The organism is Streptomyces sp. R818 (assembly GCF_056172735.1).
Map to the genome: position 1 here is coordinate 91611 of NZ_JAOCNE010000005.1, position 22615 is coordinate 114225.

A 22615-nucleotide genomic window follows, 5' to 3' on the forward strand; every position below is an offset into this window, starting at 1 on the left:
TCGTGGTCCGTACGCGGGCGGACGGGGAGGGGCGGTGGGCAGGTGTTTCAGGGGGTGGAGTCGCCCAGGGCCAGCTGAACGAGTGCGTCGACGTCCATCGCGTCGATCGCGTCGGGATCGTCGGGCGCGGGTGTGCCGTCGGGCCGAGTGAGGACGCGGGCGGTGCCGTACCCGGTGGGCCCGGCCGGCCCGTTCGCGGCGTCGGCGGCGGCGCCCGAACCCGAACCGGTCCGCGCCAGGGACAGGACGGCCGTGAGCAGGCCGCTCTCCTGCCAGCGGGCGAAGGGGATCGCGGCCAGGGCGGTGCGCAGCGAGGTCTCGTGGTCGCTCTGTGCCGCGTCCGCGTCGGTCGCGCCGATCGTGTCGGCCGCGTCGGCGAAGAGCTCCTCGTGCAGCCGGTCGGCGAGGTGTCGTGGCGTCGGGTGGTCGAAGACGAGGGTCGTCGGGAGCCGCAGTCCGGTCTCCTCGTGGAGGTGGTTGCGGAGCTCCACCGCTGTGAGGGAGTCGAAACCGATGTCCCGGAAGGACCGGTCGAGGTCCAGGGCCGTACCCGTCGAGCGGCCGAGCACGGCGCCCGCACGTGCACGTACGAGGTCGTGCAGGGCCCGTCGGCGCTCCTTCTCCGGACGGTTCGCGAGGCGTGCGACGAGGGCGGCGCGGGCGTCACCGGCATCGGGGTCCGTAGTGGCGGCGGGGGTGACGGCGTCGACGCCGGGAAGGCCGGTCAGGAGCGGGCTGTCGCGGCGGACGGTGAACGCGGGAGCGAAACGTTCCCACTCCACGTCGGCGACGACCACCGAGCCGCCGGGCCCCTCCACCGCGCCCATGGCATCCATCGCGTTCTTCGTGTTCATCGCGTTCATCGTGTCCATGGCGGACGCGAGTGCCAGCAGGGCGCGCTCGGGTGCCATGACCCGCAGCCCCTGCCGTCGCAGCTGCGCGGCGCCCGCGCTCGACACCATCCCGCCGCCCGCCCACGGGCCCCACTGCACGGAGACAGCGGCGTGCCCGGCGGCGCGGCGGTCCTCCACCACGGCGTCGGCCCAGGCGTTGGCCGCCGCGTAGGCGCCCTGGGCACCGCTTCCCCAGACGGCGGCGATCGACGAGAACATCACGAACGCGCTCAGGTCCCGGTCCCGTGTCAGCTCGTCCAGATGGACGGCGCCGTGCGCCTTCGCCCCTGCTGTCCGCTCAAGGTGCGCGGTGTCGATGGCGTCGAAGGGCATGTGGTCCGGGACCCCCGCCGCATGGAAGACGGCGTCGAACCGGTGCCGGGCGAGCAGCGCGCCGACGGCGTCCCGGTCCGCGAGGTCGCAGGCTTCGACGCTCACCTGCCGCGCTCCCAACGCACGGAGCTCCGCGCCGAGTTCGGTCGCACCGTCGGCCTTCTCGCCGCGGCGGCTGGTGAGAACCAGTTCTTCGGCGCCCTGCCGGACGAGCCATCGGGCGACATGGGCGCCGAGGGCACCTGTGCCACCGGTGACGAGTACGGGTCCGGAAGGCTTCCAGCCCTGCCCGGTGCCTTGCGGTGCCATGTCCTGCCGCAAGCGCCTGGCGAAGACCCGGCCGTCCCGTACGGCGACCTGGTCCTCCTTCGTGGAGGCGACGATGTCCGCGAGAAGGCGGGCGGTGTCGCTGTCGGAGGTCTCCGGCAGGTCGACGAGTCCGCCCCAGCGCTCGGGGTGCTCCAGGGCGGCGACGCGGCCGAGCCCCCAGACAGCGCTCTGCTCAGGCCGCAACGGGCCGTCAGCGGACCGTCCGGCCTTGACCGCTCCCTGGGTGACCCACCACACGGGTACGCCGATCTCGGCGTCGCCGAGTGCCTGCGTGGCGAGGAGCGCCTGCGCCACCGTTCCGGGCAGCACCAGCACTCCCGCGACCCGCTCCCGCGTCTGCGCGACGGTCTCGACGACGGCGGCGGTCAGCTCCGCCCGGTCGGGGTGCTCGGGGAGGGGCAGGAGCAGTGGTCCGGGCAGGGCCGCGGTCACGGTGTCGACCAGCGCCGCGTCGCCCTCGGGGTGGAGTACGAGCCAGCGGCCCGTACGGCCCGCGCCGGCCACCGGAACCACTTCCTCCCAGTCGACGCGGTACCGCCAACCGTCCACCGCGGCCCGCGCCGTCCGCTCCCGGCGCCGGGCGGAGAACCCCGAGAGGACCTCCTGCACGACGTCCTCGCTGATGTCCAGCACGCCGGCCAGTTCGCGCGCTTCCTCGATCCCAGCGGGCTCCCAGGCGTCGAGGCTCGCGCTCGGGGCGGTCTCGCTGCGCTTGGTCTGCGGCCAGAACCGCTCACGCTGGAAGGCGTACGTGGGCAGGTCCACGCCGACCGTCGGGCCGGCCCCGGTCACGGCTGACCAGTCGACAGGGACGCCGGCCGTGTAACCGGCGGCCATACCCGACACGAGGGCGTCCACCTCGTCGCGGTCCTTGCGCAGGAACGAGACGAAGAGGGAGGCGTCGTCGTCCGGGACACCGTTCTGGGCGAGGGCGGTGAGGGTGCCGTCGGGGCCGATCTCCAGGAACCGGGTCACGCCCTGCTCGGCCAGCGCACCCACACCGTCGGCGAAACGCACCGCCTCACGGACATGCCGCACCCAGTAGTCGGCCGACGCCAACTCGCTCTCGATGGCGAGGTGTCCGGTCACGTTCGACACGACCGGGATCGACGGGGGCGCGTAGGTGATCCGCTCAGCTACCTCGCGGAAGGCGTCGAGCATCGGCTCCATGAGCGATGAATGGAACGCGTGCGAGACACGCAGACGGGACGTACGCCGCCCCTGCTCCTTGAGTTCGGAGGCGACCTGCTCGACAGCCGCCTCAACACCCGCGATCACCACAGCCTGCGGACCATTCACGGCAGCGATCGACACACCGTCCCGCAGCAGCGGAAGCACCTCGGTTTCGGAAGCCTCCACGGCCACCATCACCCCACCAGCAGGCAACTCCTGCATCAACCGGCCACGCGCCACGACCAAGGCACACGCGTCCTGGAGCGACATCACCCCCGCCACATGCGCGGCAGCGATCTCACCGATGGAGTGACCGATGAGGAAGTCGGGACGGATCCCGAACGACTCCACCAGACGGAACAGGGCCACCTCGACCGCGAACAATGCGGGCTGCGTCCACTCCGTACGATTCAGCCGCTCGGCGTCATCACCGAACACGACATCCCGCAGCTCCTCCCCCACCTCCGCGATCACGGCATCGAAGGCCTCCGCGAACACCGGGAAGGATGCGTACAGTTCACGCCCCATACCCGGACGCTGCGCACCCTGCCCCGAGAACAGGAACGCCGTTTTTCCGTGTCCTGTCGACGACCCACGGGTCACATTGGCCGCCTGGTCGTTCTGGGCCAGGCGTTCGAGCCCCTCCAGGAGTTCCGCACGGTCGCGGCCCCGGACGACGGCACGGCTCTCGAAGGGCGTCCGGCTCGCGACCAGGGCTCCGGCGACGGCCTCTGGGGCGATGTCGGTATTGGCCTGTGCATAGGCGTGCAGGCGGGCGGCTTGGGAGCGCAGGGCGTCGTGGCCGCGGCCGGACAGCACCCACGGCACCACCGGCATGGCAGTCGGCACCACCGGCTGCTCCACACTCTCCCGGGGCGCCTCTTCCAGGATGACGTGGGCGTTGGTGCCGCTGAGACCGAAGGACGACACACCCGCACGACGCGGACGCTCCTCCGACGACGGCCACACCTGCCGCTCAGTGAGCAACTGCACCGCACCCGACGACCAGTCCACGTGCGAGGACGGTTCGTCCGCGTGCAGGGTTGCGGGCAGCACCCCGTGGCGGAGTGCCTCCACCATCTTGATGACACCCGCGACACCGGCCGCAGCCTGCGTGTGACCCAGGTTCGACTTCACCGAGCCCAGCCACAACGGACGGTCCCCGGCCCGCTCTCGCCCGTATGTCGCCAAGAGGGCTTGCGCCTCGATCGGGTCACCGAGCTTGGTGCCCGTACCGTGCGCCTCCACCGCATCCACATCCGCCGCCGACAGACCCGCCGACGCCAACGCCGCACGGATCACCCGCTGCTGCGACGGACCGTTCGGCGCCGTCAGACCGTTCGACGCACCGTCCTGATTGACCGCCGAACCCCGCACCACCGCCAGGACGCGATGCCCATTGCGACGCGCATCCGACAGCCGCTCCACCAACAGCACGCCGACACCCTCACCCCAACCCGTACCGTCGGCGTCGTCGGAGAACGCCTTGCACCGGCCGTCACCCGCAAGCCCGCCCTGCCGGCTGAACTCCACGAAGGCGGCAGGCGTGGACATCACGGTGGCGCCCGCGACGAGGGCCATGGAGCACTCATCGGCGCGCAGCGACTGTGCGGCGAGGTGGAGGGCGACGAGGGAGGACGAGCAGGCCGTGTCCACGGTCACCGCCGGTCCTTCGAGACCGAGTACGTACGACACTCGGCCCGATGCCACGCTCGCCGCGTTGCCTGTGCCGACGTAACCGCCGAAGTCGCCCTCCGACAGGCCGAGCAGGGTGGGGTAGTCCTGGCCGTTGGTTCCGGCGAAGACACCGGTGAGGCTGGAGCGCAGGGAGCGCGGGTCGATGCCGGCCCGCTCCACCGCCTCCCACGACGCCTCCAGCAACAGTCGCTGCTGCGGGTCCATCGCCAGTGCCTCACGCGGCGACACCCCGAAGAAGTCCGCGTCGAAGGCGCCGACGTCCGAGAGGAAGCCGCCGAGTCGGGTGTAGGCCGAGGGGCCGGAGCCGTCGGCGTCCAGGTCGCTCAGGGCGTCGAGGTTGTCCCAGCCTCGGTCGGCGGGGAAGTCGCCGATGGCGTCCTCCCCTTCGAGGAGAAGCTCCCAGAACTGTTCGGGGGTCTCGACGCCGCCCGGGAAGCGGCAGCTCATGCCGATGATGGCGATGGGCTCGTCGGCGGGCGAGGCCACCTTGGCGGTACGGGCCACTACGGAGGCGTCGGCCGACTCGGCGGGTGCCAGTTCCGAGAGGAGGAACTCCATGACCGCTTCGGGGGTGGGGTGGTCGAAGACCAGGGTCGCCGGCAGGGGGACGCCTGTCGCGTGGGCAAGGGAGTTGCGCAGTTCGAGGGCGGTCAGGGAGTCGAGCCCCAGTTGCCTGAAGGGCGTGTCGAGGCTGATGGCCGTACCCGGGGCGTGTCCCAGCACGGTGGCCAGCGCTGTGCGGACGAGTTCGCCGGCCGCGTCCCTGCGGCGCGCCTCCGGCAGACCGAGGAGCCCGAGGGCGGAACCCGGACCCGTCTGCCCGGCGGACGCGGCGGACGCGGCGGCCGTACGCAGCGCGGGCCGGCCGGCCAGGGCGCGCAGCAGCGGGGGAAGCCGGTCGGCGGCCCGGCGCAGTGCCGCACGGTCGAGGCGGAGCGGCAGGGGCACGCTCCCGGTGTGCGACAGGGCGCGGTCGAAGAGGTCGAGGGCGTCCTCGGTGGGCAGGGCGCCGATGCCGTTGCGGGTGGCGCGAAGGTGCGCGGCGTCGGTGCGGCCCCGCGTCATCGTGCTGTCCGCTTCCCACAGGCCCCAGGCGATGGACACGGCCGGGCGGCCCTCCGCGCGCAGGCGGCCGGCGTAGGCGTCGAGGAAGGCGTTCGCGGCGACGTAGTTGCCCTGCCCGGGGCCGGAGAACGTGGCGGCGGCCGAGGAGAAGAGGACGAACGCCGAGAGGTCGAGGTCGCGGGTCAGTGCGTGGAGGTTGACCGCCGCGTCGACCTTGGGGCGCAGCACCGTGGCGAGCCGGTCGGGGGTCAGCGAGGTGATGACGCCGTCGTCGAGTGTGCCCGCCGCGTGCACCACGGCGCCGAGCGGGTGCGCGGGCGGCAGGCCGTCGATCGCCTGGGCGAGGGCGTCGCGGTCCGTGACATCACAGGCGACGACGGCGACCCGGGCTCCGAGGGCGGTGAGTTCGGCCGTGAGCTCGGCGGCTCCGGGGGCCTGCGCCCCGCGTCGGGTCACGAGGAGCAGATGGCGCACTCCGTGCCGGGTGACGAGGTGGCGGGCGACCGCCGATCCGACGCTTCCGGTGCCTCCGGTGATGAGGACGGTGCGGTCGGCTGGGAAGACGGCGCGGTCGGCCGGGAAGAGGGCGCGGTCGGCCGGGAAGAGGGCGCGGTCGGCCGGGAGGACGGCGCCGCTCGGGTGCTCGACGGCGGCCGGGGCGAGCGAGAGGCTCGGGGCAAGCAATTGCCCGTCGCGCAGCACGAGTTCGTCGTGGCCGTGCCGTGCGGCGTCCTTCAGCTCCTCGTCGGTGGGGGCGGCATCGGCGTCGAGGAGCAGGATCCGGCCGGGGTTCTCCGAGGCGGCGGACTTGAACAGGCCGCGGACGGCGGCGCCGGTCAGGTCCGTCACGGTCTCGCCGTCGAGGGCGGCGGCCGCGCCTCGCGTGAGCACGAGCAGGCGCGCGCCGGCCGTTCGAGGGTCGGCGAGCCAGTGCTGGAGGAGGGTGAGGGCTTGGGAAGTGGCGGTGTGCACTTCGGCTGCCAGGTCCGAGTCGGACCCGGACTGGGAGGACTCCCACGGGACGACGACCAGGTCCGGGAAGGAGATATCCGGTACCCCTGCCAGAGCGGCGAGCAGTTCGTCCGGGGTGTGGTGCGCGAAAGTCGCGTCCGGTGTCCCGGTAGCGGCGGCGCCGACCGGGCTCCATGTGACGGTGTACAGGTCGCTTCCGCGCGTCCGCGCGGGGGCGGGGAGCCGGTCGGGGTCGAAGGGCAGGACGGCGACGCCGCGGGCGGTGAGGACCGGCGCCCCGTCGGCGTCCAGGAGCCTGAGCGCGGCTTCGGTCTCCGAGCGCGCGACGATGTGCAGCCGTACGTTCGCGGCACCGGTGGCGTGGACGGTGAGGTCGGACCAGGACACGAGGTGCGGAACGGGGCCGCCCAGCGCGCCGAGCGCCACCAGTGCGTTGTCCAGGAGCGCGGGGTGCACGGCGAATCCGGCACCCTCGGCCGCCTTCGTCTCCGGAAGCGCGGCCTCGGCGAACACCTCGTCGCCCAGACGCCAGGCCGCGGTCAGTGTTTGCGGTACCTCTGCCGCCGTCGTCAGGTCCAGAGCTGCGTACAGCTCGTCCAGGTCCACGGGCGTCGCGCCGGGCGGGGGCCACGCCTCACCGGCCCCTGTACCGGACGTGTCTGCCAGGTGGGAGACGGTGGCGAGTGTGCCATGCGCGTGCCGAATCCAGGGCCGGGACTTGTCGGCGAGGTCGGCGTCAGGCTCGAACGGCCGTGCGTAGAGGGTGAAGGTCCAGCGCTGTCCGCCGCCCGCCTCCAGCTCGGTGACGGTCTGTATCTCGGTCTCGCCGACAGGGGCCAGCGGCAGCGGCTCGTCGACATGGAGCTCGGTGAGACGGTGGGCGCCGAGCGTGCGTCCCGTGTGCAGCGCCAGGTCGGTGAGGACGGAGGCCGCGACGAGGGATCCGCCGCCGGTGGCGAGTTCGGCCAGCCAGGGTTGCGTGCGTGCCGAGAGACGCCCGGTCGCCACCACGCTCGTGGAGTCGGCGAGGCCGATCCCGGCGGTGAGCAGCGGGTGCTCGCCCCGGGGTCCGACGCGGCCCGCGACCGGGTCCAGCCAGTAGCGGCGCCGCTGGAAGGGGTAGGTCGGAAGCAGGACGGGGTCCGAGGTTTCCGGCAGCAGGGCGCTCCAGTCGACCGCGCGGCCGGAAGCGTGCAGCGTCGCGAGCGCGGCGACCGCCGTACGGGGCTCGTCGCGGTCCTTGCGCAGGACGGGAACGAGCACGGCGTCCTCGGCCTTGTCGCCGAGGACGGTCCGCGCGAGGGCGGTGAGGGTGCCGTCGGGGCCGATCTCCAGGAACCGGGTCACCCCTTGCGCGGCCAGGGCGTTCACACCGTCGGCGAAACGCACCGCCTCGCGGACGTGCCGCACCCAGTAGTCGGCCGACGCCAACTCGCCCTCGATGGCGAGGTGTCCGGTCACGTTCGACACGACCGGTATCGATGGGGGCGCGTAGGTGATCCGCTCGGCCACCTCGCGGAAGGCGTCGAGCATCGGCTCCATGAGCGATGAATGGAACGCGTGCGAGACACGCAGCCGGGACGTACGCCGGCCCTGCTCTGCGAGCTCGGAGGCGACCTGTTCGACAGCCCCCTCAACACCCGCGATCACCACAGCCTGCGGGCCGTTGACGGCAGCGATCGAGACACCGTCACGAAGCAGGGGAAGCACCTCGGTTTCGGAAGCCTCCACGGCCACCATCACGCCACCAGCAGGCAACTCCTGCATCAACCGGCCACGCGCCACCACCAGGGCACACGCGTCCTCCAGCGACATCGCCCCCGCCACATGCGCGGCAGCGATCTCACCGATCGAATGCCCCATCAGGACGTCCGGGCGCACCCCGAACGACTCCACCAGACGGAACAACGCCACCTCGACCGCGAACAGCGCGGGCTGCGTCCACTCCGTACGATTCAGCCGCTCGGCGTCATCACCGAAGACGACATCCCGCAGCTCCTCCCCCACCTCCGCGCACACCGCGTCGAACGCCTCCGCGAACACCGGGAAGGCGCCGTACAGTGCACGCCCCATCCCCAGCCGCTGCGCCCCCTGCCCCGAGAACAAGAACGCCGTCCTGCCTCCGCGTCGGGCGGTGCCGGTGACGACGTCAGGTGAGGTGGTGTTCTGGGCCAGTGATGTGAGGTTGGCAGTGAGGCTGTCGCGGTCGGTTCCGATGACGACGGCGCGCTGTTCGAACAGGGAGCGTCCCTCGGCGAGGGTGTGGGCGACGGCCCGGCAGTCGGTGTCGGGGTGGGCGTCGAGGTGCGCGAGGAGGGCCGCGGCCTGGTCCTTCAGGGCCTCGGTGGTGCGTGCGGAGAGGGTCCAGGGGATCACCGGCGGGAGCGGGCGCGGGGCGGGGGTCTCCTCTTCCCGCGCCGTCTGGATCTCGGGGGCCTCTTCCAGGATGACGTGCGCGTTGGTGCCGGAGACGCCGAACGCGGAGACTCCCGCGCGCCGGGGGCGGTCGGCCTGCGGCGGCCAGGCGACGGGGTCGGTGAGGAGACGTACGTTGCCCTCGGTCCAGTCGACCTTCGTGGTGGGGGCGTCGACGTGCAGGGTGCGGGGCAGGTTGGCGTGGCGCAGGGCCATGACCATCTTGATGACGCCACCGACACCGGCGGCCGCCTGTGTGTGGCCGATGTTGGACTTGAGGGAGCCCAGCCACAGCGGCTGGTCCTCCGCGCGGTTCTGGCCGTAGGTGGCGAGCAGGGCCTGCGCCTCGATGGGGTCGCCGAGGCTGGTGCCGGTGCCGTGGGCCTCGACGGCGTCGACGTCCTGGGTGGTGAGCCCGGCGGAGGTCAGGGCCTGGCGGATGACGCGTTGCTGGGAGGGGCCGTTGGGGGCGGTGAGGCCGCTGCTGGCGCCGTCCTGGTTGACGGCCGAGCCGCGGACGACGGCGAGTACCTGATGTCCGTTGCGGCGGGCGTCGGAGAGGCGTTCCAGGAGCACGATGCCGGCGCCCTCGCCCCAGCCGGTGCCGTCGGTGGCGTCCGCGAAGGACTTGCAGCGCCCGTCGGGAGAGAGGCCGCGCTGGCGGCTGAACTCAAGGAAGGTGACCGGGGTCGACATGAAGGCGACGCCGCCTGCGAGGGCGAGGTCGCACTCGCCCTGGCGCAGGGACTGCACGGCGAGGTGCAGGGCGACGAGGGAGGAGGAGCAGGCGGTGTCGACGGTCAGGGCGGGGCCCTCGAAGCCGAAGGTGTAGGAGACGCGGCCGGACGCGATGCTCGCCGCGCTGCCGTTGCCGAGGTAGCCCTCGACGCCGGGGGGCGGCTCCGGGAAACGGGTCGCGTAGTCGTTGTACATGACCCCGGCGAAGACGCCCGTGGCGCTGCCGCGCAGGTCGGAGGGGCGCAGTCCGGCACGTTCGAGGGATTCCCAGACGAGTTCGAGCAGGAGGCGCTGCTGCGGGTCGGTGGCGAGGGCCTCGCGCGGTGACATGCCGAAGAAGGCGGGGTCGAAGTCGGCGGCGTCGTGGAGGAAGCCGCCTTCGCGGGTGTAGCAGGTGCCGGGGCTCGCCGGGTCGGGGTCGTAAAGGGTGTCGAGGTCCCAGCCGCGGTCGTCGGGGAACGGGGAGATGCCGTCGGTGCCGGTGTCGATGAGGTGCCACAGGTCCTCGGGGGTGCGGACCCCGCCGGGGTAGCGGCAGCTCATGGAGACCACGGCGATCGGTTCCGTGGCCCTGCCCTCGACCTGGCGCAACCGGGTGCGGGTGCGCTGCAGGTCGTTGGAGACGCGGGTCAAGAAGTCACGCAGCTTGTCCTCGCTCACAGGGCTCACAGGGCGGTCTCCCTTCGGCGGCGGGCGCGCTGGCTCCGCCGGTCGGCACGGGGGTATCGGGCGGGCCCCGGCGCCTTGTGGGCGCCGGGGCCGGTGAGGGGCGGGCGTGCCACCCGGTGCCCTCGCGGGGACAGGCCGTGGCGCTCCCGGTGCCGGGCCTGTCCCTGCGGCCGATTATGGGAAGGGTCATGCGGGTGTACGGGGTGCCGGCGGGGTGCTCTAAGAGAACTCCTAGCGTTGCCGGCCGCCGCGAAGAGGCGAGGCTCCCTGAGGAGGTCAGTGCTGGGAGGGGCCGGGGCTACAGCGCGAGGGTCGCGTCGAGGGCGCCCTCGGGGACGCGGGGCAGCAGGCCGAGGTCGGCGGAGCGGTCGAGCAGGGTGCGTACGGCGTGCAGGCCGTTCTCGCCGAGGTCGGCGGTGAACTCGTTGACGTACAGCTCGATGTGCTGGTCGACGACGTCGGACTCCATCTCCTGTGCGTGGCGCAGGACATGGGCGCGGGAGGCGCCGGGGTCCTGGCGGGCGGCGCGGACGGAGGCGCGGACGGCGTCGGCGAGGGAGCGCAGGACGGGGGTGCCGAGGGAGCGGCGGGCGACGATGGCGCCGAGCGGGATGGGCAGGTTGGTGCGCTTCTCCCACTCCTCGCCCATGTCGGCGGTGCAGTGCAGGCCGTAGCGGCCGTAGGTGAAGCGGGCCTCGTGGATGACGAGTCCGGCGTCCACGAGGCCGTCGCGGACGGCGGGCATGATCTCGTGGAACGGCAGGACGACGATCTCGCCGACGCCGCCGGGCACGGCGTCGGCCGCCCACAGCCGGAACAGCAGGTAGGCCGTGGAGGTGGTGCTGGGGACGGCGACGCGGGCCCCGGCGAGGGCGGCGGGTTCGCCCGGCTCGGCGACCAGGAGGAGCGGGCCGCAGCCGTGTCCGAGCGCGCCGCCGCAGGGCAGCAGCGCGTAGTCGTCGAGGATGTGCGGCAGGACGCCGTAGGAGACCTTGAGGATGTCCAGCTCGCCGCGCCGGGCCTGGCCGTTGGTGATGTCGATGTCGGCGAAGGCGAGCCGGACCTCGGGGGCGTCGGGGAGCAGCCCCTCGGTCCAGGCGTGGAAGACGAAGGTGTCGTTGGGGCAGGGCGAGTGCGCGAGGGTCAGCGGCGTCGGCATGACGTTCCTCTCCTGGGATGTGGCGCGGGGATCTGGCGGTCGTGCCCTCAGCAAAGCCGTTGAGGATGTGGGGTTTTCCCCAGACTGCCCTCCACGAGGATGGGGGAGCCCCACCCGACGCGGCGTCGGTGCCCGCCGACGGGCCCGGGGTTCCGCTCGTGCCCACTTCCCCTTCGGGCACGAAGGCCGGGGCCGTGGCCCGTCGGCGCCGGTGCGTTCCGGGCTCGCCGACATGGCACACCGCGCCCCGTGCGCAGACCCACTACGCGTGCCGTCAGGCACTGAACGAGGAGGTTCCCGGCCATGGACGCTGGGCTCAAGCGCGAACTGGAGGAGAAGGTCTTCTCCGGTGAGCGGCTGTCCCGCGAGGACGGCATCGCCCTGTACGAGTCGGACGACCTGGCGTGGCTGGGCGGTCTGGCGCACGAGGTGCGCACGCGCAAGAACGGTGACGTGGTGCACTTCAACGTCAACCGGCACCTCAACATGACCAACGTGTGCACGGCGTCCTGCGCCTACTGCTCCTTCCAGCGCAAGCCGGGCGAGCAGGACGCGTACACGATGCGCATCGAGGAGGCCGTCCGTCTGGCGAAGGCGATGGAGAACGAGCACCTCTCGGAGCTGCACATCGTCAACGGTCTGCACCCGAACCTGCCGTGGCGCTACTACCCGCGTTCGCTGCGCGAGCTGAAGAAGGCGCTGCCGAACGTCGGTCTCAAGGCGTTCACGGCGACCGAGATCCACCACTTCGAGACGATCAGCGGGATGAGCGCGTCCGAGATCCTCGACGAGCTGATCGACGCGGGCCTGGAGTCGCTGACCGGTGGCGGCGCGGAGATCTTCGACTGGGAGGTCCGCCAGCACATCGTGGACCACCGCACGCACTGGGAGGACTGGTCGCGCATCCACCGCCTCGCGCACGAGAAGGGTCTGAAGACCCCGTGCACCATGCTCTACGGGCACATCGAGGAGCGGCGCCACCGCGTCGACCACGTGCTTCGCCTGCGGGAACTGCAGGACGAGACGGGCGGTTTCCAGGTCTTCATCCCGCTGCGCTACCAGCACGACTTCGTCGACATGAAGGACGGCAAGGTCCGCAACCGGCTGCAGGCGCGCACCACCATGGCGACCGGCGCCGAGGCGCTGAAGACGTTCGCCGTCTCCCGCCTCCTCTTCGACAACGTCCCGCACGTCAAGGTCTTCTGGGTCATGCACGGCCTGCAGACCGCGCAGCTCGCCCTGCAGCACGGCGCGGACGACATGGACGGCTCGGTCGTCGAGTACAAGATCACGCACGACGCCGACAACTACGGCACCCCGAACAAGCTGACCCGCGAGGACCTCCTCGACCTGATCCGCGACGCCGGGTTCCGCCCGGTCGAGCGGAACACCCGCTACGAGATCATCCGCGAGTACGAGGGCCACGACCCGGCCCGCCGCGAGGCGCCGCAGCCGATGCGCGTGTGACCCCGGCCGATCCAGAAGACGACACCTTGACGACACCACGACGACACCACGACGACACTGCCAGGCAGGTGTGAATGTCCCCGCAGACAACGAACGACGAGGACCTGGAAGTCTGGATCGACCAGGACCTGTGCACCGGTGACGGTATCTGTGCCCAGTACGCGCCCGAGGTGTTCGAGCTGGACATCGACGGGCTCGCGTACGTCAAGAGCGACGACGACGAGCTGCTCCAGACGCCGGGCGCCACGACGCGGCTCCGCCTCGATCTGCTCACCGACGTGGTGGACTCCGCCAAGGAGTGCCCCGGCGAGTGCATCCACGTGCGCCGGGTCTCCGACCAGGTCGAGGTGTACGGCCCCGAGGCCGAGGACGCCTGACCCCGTCTCCCCTCCCCGCGCTCACCGGGCGGCCCGTCCCGCCGCCCGGTGAGCGGGTCGCCGGCACGAACCCGCGAAGCCGCCGCCGTACCGCCCCACCGGAAGGACACGTACGTCCATGAGTTCCACCACCGACAACCTGTGGATCCGCAGGTTCCGGCCCTCCCCCGACGCCGCCGAACGCCTGGTGTGCTTCCCGCACGCCGGTGGTTCGGCCAGCTTCTACGTGCCGGTCGCCGGCGCGCTCAGCCCCCGCGTCGACGTCGCCGCGATCCAGTACCCCGGGCGTCAGGACCGGCGGCGCGAACCGGGCCCCGCCTCGGTGGCCGAACTCGCCGACCAGGTCGCCGGGGCCCTCGCGGCGTGGGACGACGACCGGCCGCTGACCTTCTTCGGCCACAGCATGGGCGCGCTGGTCGCGTTCGAGGTGGCGCGCCGTCTGGAGCGCAGTGGGTCCGGTCCCGTCCGGCTGTTCGCCTCGGGCCGGCGGGCCCCGTCCCGCACCCGCGACGAGCACGTCCACACCCTCGACGACGACGGGGTCATCGCCGAGCTGCGGGCGCTGGCCGGCACGGACGCCCAGGTCCTCCAGGACGAGGAGCTGCTGCGCATGGTGCTGCCCGCGATCCGCAGCGACTACCGGGCGGTGGAGACCTACCGCTGCGAGCCCGGGGCCACCGTGAGCTGCCCCGTGACCGTTCTGACCGGCGACGCCGACCCCCGTACCTCTCTCCCGGAGGCGCACGCCTGGAGCGAGCACACCACGGCCGGAGCGGACGTGCGGGTCTTCACCGGCGGTCACTTCTTCCTCTCGGAGCGGCCCGCCGAGGTCCTCGCCGTCCTCGACGAGCACTTCACCGCACCCGCCCGCCAGGGCTGATCCCCGCCTGATTCCGCCTGAATCCGCCTGAATCCCGCCGCCCCTCCCCCGCTTTCCCCTCGACCCGTTCCGGGAGATGTGCACGATGACCGAGCAACTCGCCCCCGAGGCCGCGCAGTCGACGCAGGTGCGCCGACGCCGTCCCCGGGTCGGCCACATCCAGTTCCTCAACTGCCTGCCCCTGTTCTGGGGCCTCGCCCGCACCGGCACCCTCCTGGACATGGACCTGCGTCCCGACACGCCGGACGGTCTCAACGACGCCCTGGCGGCGGGCGAGCTCGACATGGGCCCGATCAGCCTCCTGGAGTTCCTGCGCCACGCCGACGACCTGGTGGCGCTGCCGGACATCGCGGTCGGCAGCGACGGTGACGTCATGTCCTGCCTGATCGTCAGCCAGGTGCCGCTTGAGGAGCTGGACGGGGAGCGCGTCGCGCTCGGCTCGACCAGCCGCACGTCCGTGCGCCTGGCGCAGCTGCTCCTCGCGGAGCGGGTCGGTGTGAAGCCCGACTACTACGTGTGCCCGCCGGATCTGCGCACCATGATGTCCGAGGCCAAGGCGGCGGTGGTGATCGGTGACGCCGCCCTGCGCGCGTCGCTGCACGAGGCGCCCCTGATGGGGCTGCAGGTGCACGACCTCGGCCGGATGTGGAAGGACTGGACGGGGCTGCCGTTCGTGTTCGCCGTGTTCGCGGCGCGCCGCGACTTCCTGGCGCGGGAGCCGGAGCTGGTGCGCCGGGTCCACTCCGACCTGCTCGCCTCCCGCGACCTCTCGCTCGCCGAGGTGACCAAGGTCTGCGAACAGGCTTCGCAGTGGGAGGAGTTCGACGCCTCGACGCTGGAGCGCTACTACACCACGGCCCTCGACTTCACCCTCGGCGCCGCGCAGCTCGCCGGCATCACCGAGTTCGCCCGCCGGGTCGGCGGCGGCGACGAGGGGTTCCCGCCCGACGTCACCGTCCGTCTGCTGGAGCCCTCCACCCCCGCCCTCTGACCCCTTCCACGCCCATCCGAAAGGCCCGGACACCATGTCCCGTCCCGCACCCCATGAACTCCAGCCCGTGCTCGACCGTGCCGCGGCCGGTGGACGGATCACGCCGGAAGAGGCTCTCGACCTCTACCGCGACGCGCCGCTGCACGCGCTGGGCGCCGCCGCGGACGCCGTGCGCCGCCGTCTGTACGCGGACACGGAGCACATAGCGACGTACATCATCGAGCGGAACATCAACTACACGAACGTGTGCGTCACGGCGTGCAAGTTCTGCGCCTTCTACGCCGCCCCGAAGGACACGAAGAAGGGCTGGACCCGGGACCTGGACGACATCCTGCGCCGTTGCGCGGAGACCGTCGAGCTGGGCGGCACCCAGATCATGTTCCAGGGCGGGCACCACCCCGACTACGGCGTCGAGTACTACGAGCAGCACTTCTCCGCGATCAAGGAAGCCTTCCCCCAGCTGGTCATCCACTCCCTCGGCGCGTCCGAGGTCGAGCACATGGCCCGGATCTCGAAGGTGTCGGTCGAGGAGGCGATCACCCGCATCCACAAGGCCGGGCTCGACTCGTTCGCGGGCGCCGGCGCCGAGCTGCTCCCCGCCCGGCCCCGCAAGGCGATCGCCCCGCTGAAGGAGAGCGGCGAGCGCTGGCTGGAGATCATGGAGACCGCGCACGGCCTCGGCGTGGAGTCCACTTCGACGATGCTGATGGGCACCGGGGAGACCAACGCCGAGCGCATCGAGCACATCCGCATGATCCGCGACGTACAGGACCGCACGGGCGGCTTCCGCGCCTTCATCCCGTACACCTACCAGCCCGAGAACAACCACCTCAAGGGCCGCACGCAGGCCACGCTCTTCGAGTACCTGCGCATGATCGCGATCGCCCGTCTCTTCCTCGACAACGTCCCGCACATCCAGGGCTCCTGGCTGACCACCGGCAAGGAGATCGGCCAGCTCTCCCTGCACTACGGCGCCGACGACCTCGGCTCGATCATGCTGGAGGAGAACGTCGTCTCCTCGGCGGGCGCCAAGCACCGCTCCAACCTGGTCGAGCTGCTCACCCTGATCCGGGGCGCGGGCCGCGTCCCGGCCCAGCGCAACACCACGTACGAGCACCTGGCCGTGCACGACGACCCGGCGAACGACCCGGTCGACGAGCGGATCGTCTCCCACGTGTCCTCCACCGCGATCGCGGGCGGCACCGCCCACCCCGAGCTGAAGCTGATCGCCGCCACCTGAGCCCCGGGCGTCCGTCCGGGGCTCGCGCTTTCCGGGCCCCGGACATTCGCGCCCCCGCTCACCCACACCCCCACGCAGTGCCATCCCCCACCCCTGCACACGACGAGGACGGAGAAGCCCATGGCGGGCGCCATTCACGCCACGGGTCTGGTCAAGACCTTCGGCGAGGTCCGGGCCGTGGACGGAGTAGACCTGGACGTGCCGGAAGGCGGCGTGCTCGGTCTGCTCGGCCCCAACGGAGCGGGCAAGACCACGACCGTGCGGCTGCTCACCACCCTGCTGCGCCCCGACGCGGGCACCGCCGTCGTGGCCGGTCACGACGTGGTCCGCGAACCGGACCGGGTCCGGCTCCGCATCGGGCTCTCGGGCCAGTTCGCGGCCGTCGACGACCGGCTGACGGGCCGTGAGAACCTCCGCATGATCGGCGAACTGTACGGCCTGCGCTCCCGGCCCGCCCGGCAGCGGGCCGACGAGCTCCTCGCGCAGTTCGACCTGACCGCCGCCGCCGACCGGGTGTCCAGCACCTACTCCGGCGGCATGAAGCGCCGCCTCGACCTGGCCGGCGCCCTGGTCGTCCGGCCCTCGGTGATGTTCCTCGACGAGCCGTCGGTCGGGCTCGACCCCACCAGCCGGCTGATGCTGTGGGACGCCATCGAGAACCTGGTGTCCCAGGGCACCACGCTCCTGCTGACCACCCAGTACCTGGAGGAGGCCGACCGCCTTGCCCGGGACATCGCCGTGGTCGACCACGGGCGGATCATCGCGCGGGGCACCCCGCGCGACCTGAAGGCGCAGGCGGGCGGCCAGCACATCGAGGTCGTCGTGGCCTGGCCGGAACAGCTCGACCCGGCAGCGAGCCTGCTCGCCCGGTTCGGCAACAGAGCCCCGGACCTGGACCGGCCCCGCAGCACGGTCTCCGTGCCCGTGGACGGCGGCGTGCGCCTCCTCACCGAGGTCATCGCCGCACTCGACGCCGACGGCATCGAGATCACCGACATCGGGCTGCGCCGCCCCACCCTCGACGAGGTCTTCCTCGCCCTCACCGAGGACACGAAGCCCGGCACACAGACCGGCACCCCGCGCGACACCGAACGTACGGCGGTCGGCGCCGGCGCGCCGAGCGAGAAGGAGTGATGAACGTGTCGGCAGCGGCACCGCCCGTACCCGAACTCAAGCCCGGCACGGCCGCCAAGTCCGTGCGCGACGTCCTCGTCGTCACCCGGCGCAACGTGATCCGCATGGTGCGGATCCCGGAGGTCCTCGTCCTCAGCCTCATCCAGCCCGTGGTGTTCGTGCTGCTCTTCGCCTACATCTTCGCCGGGTCGTTCAGCCTGCCCGGCACGGAGGGCGCGACCGCCTACCGCGAGTACATGATGCCGGGCTTCTTCGCCCAGACCATCGCCTTCGCCACCGCCAGCAACAGCAGCGTCAGCATGGCCAACGACGTGCAGAGCGGCATGGTGGACCGGTTCCGGTCGCTGCCCATGGCGCGCGGCGCGCTGCTCACCGGCCGCACCGTCGCGGACCTGGTGCAGAACACCATCGTGGTGGCGGTGATGATCCTGTGCGCGCTGCTCGTCGGCTGGCGCATCCACCACGGCCTGCCGCGCGCCGTCGCCGCGTTCGCGCTGCTGCTGCTCCTGGGGTACGCGCTGTCGTGGGTGGGCGTCGTGATCGGCCTGTCGGTACGCGCCCCGGAAGCTGCCGCGACCAGCAACTTCCTGTGGCTGTTCCCGCTGACGTTCCTGTCGAACGCGTTCGTGGCGCCCTCGACGCTGCCGACCGTGCTGCGGTGGGCCGCGGAGTGGAACCCGCTGAGCGCCACCGTGCAGGCGGCCCGCCAGTTGTTCGGCAACCCGGGACTGACCGCGACGGGCGCCTGGCCCGCGCAGCACCCGATCTGGGTCTCCCTCGGCTGGTCGGTGCTGATCGCCGTGGTCGGCCGCACGCTCGCGGTGCGCCGCTACCGTTCGTCCGAATCGTGAGGAGGCACCGGTGACCGCCGACGCCACGTTCCGGGCGGACCTGATCCGCCCGGTGCACGAACTGCTCGCCGGGCACGCCGCCAGGCAGCCCGACCGTACGGCGTTCAAGGACGCGCGCCGCTCGGTGACCTGGGCCGAGCTCGACCGGCGTACCGCGCGGGTCGCCAGCCACCTGGTGGGGCTCGGACTCGAACGGGGCGCCTCCGCGGTCATCTACCTGCCGAACCGGGTGGAGACCGTGGAGAGTTACCTCGCCATCACCCGGGCCAGCGCGGTCGGTGTGCCGCTGAACCCGAAGTCGACCGACGCGGAACTGGCCCACCTCCTCGACGACTGCGCGGCCCGCCTCGTCATCACCGGCGCGGCCCAACTGCCGCAGATCCGCCGGGTGCTCGCTCAGCGGCCGGGCGTCACGGTGGTCCTGGTCGGCCAGGAATCCGAACCGGGCTTCGCGGAGGCCGCCTTCGCCGATACCGCCGACGAGGAGCTGCCGCGCTGGGAGGACCTCGCGCTGACCTGGTCCCTGCGCGCCCCGCCCCGCGACGACCTGGGCCTCGACGAGCCCGCCTGGATGCTCTACACGTCCGGGACGACCGGGCTGCCCAAGGGCGTCGTGTCCACGCAACGTACGTCGTTGTGGGCGACGGCCTCCTGCAACGCCCCGCTGCTCGGCCTGGAGCCGCAGGACCGGATGGTGTGGCCGATGCCGCTGTTCCACGCCGTGGCGCACAACGTGTGCGTGCTCGGCGTGGTCGCGGTCGGCGCCACCGCCTGCATCACCGACGGCCTCGCCGCCGACGAGGTGCTGTGCCGGGCCGTCGCGGAGGACGCCACCTTCCTGGTGGGCGTGCCGACGATGTACCACCAGATGGCGGAGCTGGCGCGGTCCGGGGAGACCGAGGTCCCGCCGCTGCGGGTGTGCATGGTGGCCGGATCGTCCTGCCCGCAGTCCCTGCACGAGTCGTTCCGGTCCGCGTTCGGCATCGCACTCCTCGACAGCTACGGCTCGACGGAGACCGGCGGCGCGATCACCACGAACCTGCCCGAGGGCCCCCACGTCCCCGGCTCGTGCGGGGTGCCGCTGCCCGGCCTGACGCTGCGCCTGACGGACCCGCGCACCGGGGACGAGGTGGAGCGGGGCGCCGAGGGTGAGATCTGGGTCTCCAGCCCCGCGCTGATGCTCGGCTACCACCAGCAGCCCGAGGAGACCGCCGCCGTCCTCTCCGACGGCTGGTACCGCACCGGCGACCTGGCCCGGCAGGGCGACGACGGCTATGTGACCATCACCGGCCGGCTCAAGGAGCTGATCATCCGCGGCGGGGAGAACATCCACCCCCGCGAGGTGGAGCAGGTGCTCGTCCAGGCGCCCGGGGTCGCGGACGCGGCCGTCGCGGGCGTCCCGCACGACTCGCTCGGCGAGGTCCCGGTCGCCTACGTGGTGCCCGCCCCGGGCGGACTGGACGTCGAGGCGGTGCTCGCGGCCTGCCGACAGCGGCTGTCGGCGTTCAAGCTCCCGGAGGAGATCCACGAGATCGCCGAGGTGCCCCGCAACCCGGCCGGGAAGGTCGCCCGCAAACAACTGGCGGGCCTGCCCGCGCGGCTGCTGTGGCGCAGGTCCCGGCAGCCCGTCGAGACGGCGGCCCGCTACACCGGCGCCGCCGACCTCGGCGTGGACGACGCGGGTCACCCCCTGCTCTCCGCCGCGGTCGAACTGCCCGGGCGCGACGAGCTGGTGTGCACCGGGCGGATCACGGCGGCCGGCGCCGACCCGGCCCTGCTGCGCCGCGTGGACGGCGCGACGGTCGTCGCCGGGGCCGTGCTCCTCGACCTGGTGCTGCACGCGGCGGGCCGGGCCGGCTGCGCCCGGGTCCTTGAACTGTCGGCCGACAGCCCGCTGGTGCTGCCGCGCGACGAGGGCGTGCAACTGCGCGTGTCCGTCGGCGCGCCCGGCGCCGAGGGCGTCCGGCGGGTGACGGTGCACGGGCGCCGCGACGCGCGCGGTGCGGCCGGGCGGCCGTGGATCCGGTACGCGTCGGCGACGGTCGCGGCCGGTTCCGCGCCGGAGCCGGAGACCAGCCTGGCGGTGTGGCCGCCGCGCGGCGCGGACCGCGTCGCCGGGGCGGCCGACAGCGAGGGCACCGGGCGCGTGCCGCGCGGGGTGTGGCGCCGCGACGACGAGATCTTCGTCGAGGTGTCGCTGCCCGACTGGGCGGCCGCGTACGAGAACCCCGCACTGCATCCGGCGCTCCTCGACGCGGCTCTCGCGAGCGCGGCGAAGCACTCCGGGTCCGGCGCCGAGGACGTGGTGGCGGTGCGCTGGCGCGAGGTGTCCGTGTACGCCGTGGGCGCGTCGGTGCTGCGGGTGCGGTTGCGGCGCGCGGCCGACGGCACTTGGGACGTCGAGGCCGCGGACGGTGCCGGTGACCCGGCGTTCGAGGCGCACGCGGTGGTGTGCGCGCCGCTCGACACGCGGGACGTACGGACCGCGTCGGCGGTCCAGCAGGACGGTCTGTTCGAGGAGGTGTGGACGGATGTGGACCTGCCACGGGTCGCGTCGCGCGCGGGCCGCTGGGCCGTCGTCGGCGCGGACCCGTACGGCGCCCGCTCCGGGCTGATGTCGGCGGGCCGTTACGCCGAGGCCCACCCCGACCTGCCGACGCTCCTGACGGCGGCGGCCGAGGACGGCGCGCCGCCCGTCCCGGACGTGGTGATCGTCTCCCCCGCCTCCGCCGCCCGCCCGGACACCGACCCGGCCGACGCGGTGCGCACGGCGGTCGCCGAATCCCTGGCCGTCATCCGCCACTTCGCCCACCCCCTGCTCGCACAGACCCGCCTCGTCGTGCTCACGCGCGGCGGGGTCGCCACGACGGACGACGACCCGGCGGACGCCGCCGCGGCCGCCGCGTGGGGCCTGGTCGGCGCCGCCCAGGACCGGGCGCCCGGCCGCTTCGTGCTCGTGGACACGGACGGCGTCAAGCGGTCCTGGCGACGGGTGGAGTCGGCGGTGGCCTGCGGCGAGCCACGGGTCGCACTGCGATCGGGACAGGCCCGGGCGCCGCGCGCGGTACGGGTGCCTGCGGCTGCCCCCGGCACACCGGCCGGCGACCGGGAAGCACTGCTCACGCAGGACGCGACGACCCCGCACACCCGGGACGCGACCACCCCGTTCCTGCGGGACGCAACCGCCCTGTTCGCCGGGGACGAGGCCCCCACCGCCGCCGAGGCACTCCTCGCACGGTCCGAGGTCGGCGAGACCCTCCTGACCGGTCCGTTCGCGAAGAACGTCGCCGACCGGCTGCCGGACTCCGTGAAGGCCGCCGAGCCGGTGCGCTGGGAGCCGGTGGACCCGGCCGGGGCGATCCGGACGCTGCTCGGGAGCGCCCCGCGCACCGTGCTGTTCACCGCCGCCGTCCGCACCGACGGGACGACGGCGGGGGCGCAGGACGACGTGGACGCCGCGCTGCGTCCGCTCATCGACCCCGCCCTCGAACTGGTCCGGTCCGCGCCCGCGCACGGGGTGACCTCCGTGGTCCTCGCGACACCCGCACCCGCCGCGGCGGGCCTCGCGGACGCGGCCGTCGCCGCCGTGTTCGACGTGTGGGCCCGTGCCCTGCGCACGGCAGGCGTGGCGGCGGTGTCACTGCGCGGCCCCGGCGCGGCGACGGACGAGGCGGCGGACCTGTTCGCGTCGGCCGTGGCGACCGGCAGGACCGCGCTCGTCGCCGACCGGCCGGAACTGCCCGGCGCCCGAACCGCCGGCCCCCTGACCGGATCGGCCGCGCTGCTGCGCGACCTGACGGGCGGAGTGGTCCGGCGCCGCGCCCGCGACACGGTCGCCGACCCCGGCGGGCTGCGCCACCGCCTGGCCGCGCTCACCGGGGCCGAACAGGAGGACACGCTGCTGCGTGTGGTGCGTACGCACTTCGCGACCGCGCTCGGACTCGCCTCGGCCGGACAGGTCCCTGAGGACAAGGAGACCCGCGACCTCGGCTTCGACTCGCTGACCGCGCTCACCGCGCGCAACGCGCTGGAGACGGCGACGGGGCTCTCCCTGCCCGCCGCGGTCGTCTTCGACTTCGCCACACCGGCGGGCCTGGCCCGCCATCTCATGAAGGAACTGCTCGCCGACTGAGGCGGGTCGACGGTTCGCAGCCGGGCGGTACGGCACCGAGGGGTGCCGTACCGCCCGGCTGTCTCCGCCGTCGTCGACGGCCGGGTCCGCCCGGTCAG

The 22615-nt window shown here is 72.9% G+C and carries 10 protein-coding genes and 1 pseudogene; 8 read left to right on the forward strand and 3 right to left on the reverse strand.

Features of this window, described 5'->3' with window-relative positions; translation table 11 throughout:
• Positions 1 to 47: 47 nt before the first annotated feature.
• From N5I75_RS15900 to N5I75_RS15910, 3 genes and pseudogenes are all read right to left on the reverse strand, one after another.
• On the reverse strand, positions 48 to 6464 hold the full coding sequence (locus N5I75_RS15900) for a type I polyketide synthase (protein ID WP_476678176.1): 6417 nt from the start codon (positions 6462 to 6464) through the stop codon (positions 48 to 50).
• A gap of 246 nt (positions 6465 to 6710) precedes the next feature.
• A pseudogene (locus tag N5I75_RS15905) lies at positions 6711 to 10343 on the reverse strand (type I polyketide synthase); the annotation flags it as partial.
• A 241-nt stretch (positions 10344 to 10584) separates the two neighbouring features.
• On the reverse strand, positions 10585 to 11445 hold the full coding sequence (locus N5I75_RS15910; RefSeq protein WP_476678061.1) for a 1,4-dihydroxy-6-naphthoate synthase: 861 nt from the start codon (positions 11443 to 11445) through the stop codon (positions 10585 to 10587).
• Positions 11446 to 11748: 303 nt separating this feature from the next.
• Here N5I75_RS15910 and mqnE point away from each other — a divergent pair, with 303 nt between their 5' ends.
• The 8 genes from mqnE to N5I75_RS15950 all read left to right on the forward strand — a co-directional run bounded on the left by mqnE (position 11749) and on the right by N5I75_RS15950 (position 22517).
• Positions 11749 to 12912, forward strand: coding sequence for an aminofutalosine synthase MqnE (mqnE, locus tag N5I75_RS15915; RefSeq protein WP_394427918.1), 1164 nt, complete (start codon positions 11749 to 11751; stop codon positions 12910 to 12912).
• Between the two features lie 74 nt (positions 12913 to 12986).
• The gene (locus N5I75_RS15920; RefSeq protein WP_453764513.1) at positions 12987 to 13289 is read left to right on the forward strand and encodes a ferredoxin; all 303 of its coding nucleotides are present in this window, start codon (positions 12987 to 12989) and stop codon (positions 13287 to 13289) included.
• Positions 13290 to 13407: 118 nt separating this feature from the next.
• The gene (locus N5I75_RS15925; protein WP_476678064.1) at positions 13408 to 14169 is read left to right on the forward strand and encodes a thioesterase II family protein; all 762 of its coding nucleotides are present in this window, start codon (positions 13408 to 13410) and stop codon (positions 14167 to 14169) included.
• 85 nt (positions 14170 to 14254) lie between these two features.
• Positions 14255 to 15160: a menaquinone biosynthetic enzyme MqnA/MqnD family protein gene (locus N5I75_RS15930; protein WP_476678066.1), complete on the forward strand. Its 906-nt coding sequence runs from the start codon at positions 14255 to 14257 to the stop codon at positions 15158 to 15160.
• A gap of 34 nt (positions 15161 to 15194) precedes the next feature.
• Positions 15195 to 16400, forward strand: a complete 1206-nt coding sequence (mqnC, locus tag N5I75_RS15935) for a cyclic dehypoxanthinyl futalosine synthase (protein WP_476678068.1) — start codon at positions 15195 to 15197, stop codon at positions 16398 to 16400.
• A 120-nt stretch (positions 16401 to 16520) separates the two neighbouring features.
• Positions 16521 to 17534: an ATP-binding cassette domain-containing protein gene (locus N5I75_RS15940; RefSeq protein WP_476678069.1), complete on the forward strand. Its 1014-nt coding sequence runs from the start codon at positions 16521 to 16523 to the stop codon at positions 17532 to 17534.
• Positions 17534 to 18385: an ABC transporter permease gene (locus tag N5I75_RS15945; RefSeq protein ID WP_476678071.1), complete on the forward strand. Its 852-nt coding sequence runs from the start codon at positions 17534 to 17536 to the stop codon at positions 18383 to 18385. Before N5I75_RS15940 ends, N5I75_RS15945 begins: the two co-directional genes overlap by 1 nt.
• 10 nt (positions 18386 to 18395) lie before the next feature.
• Positions 18396 to 22517 (forward strand): AMP-binding protein, encoded by a 4122-nt coding sequence (locus N5I75_RS15950; protein WP_476678073.1) that lies wholly within the window; start codon positions 18396 to 18398, stop codon positions 22515 to 22517.
• Positions 22518 to 22615 lie beyond the last annotated feature (98 nt).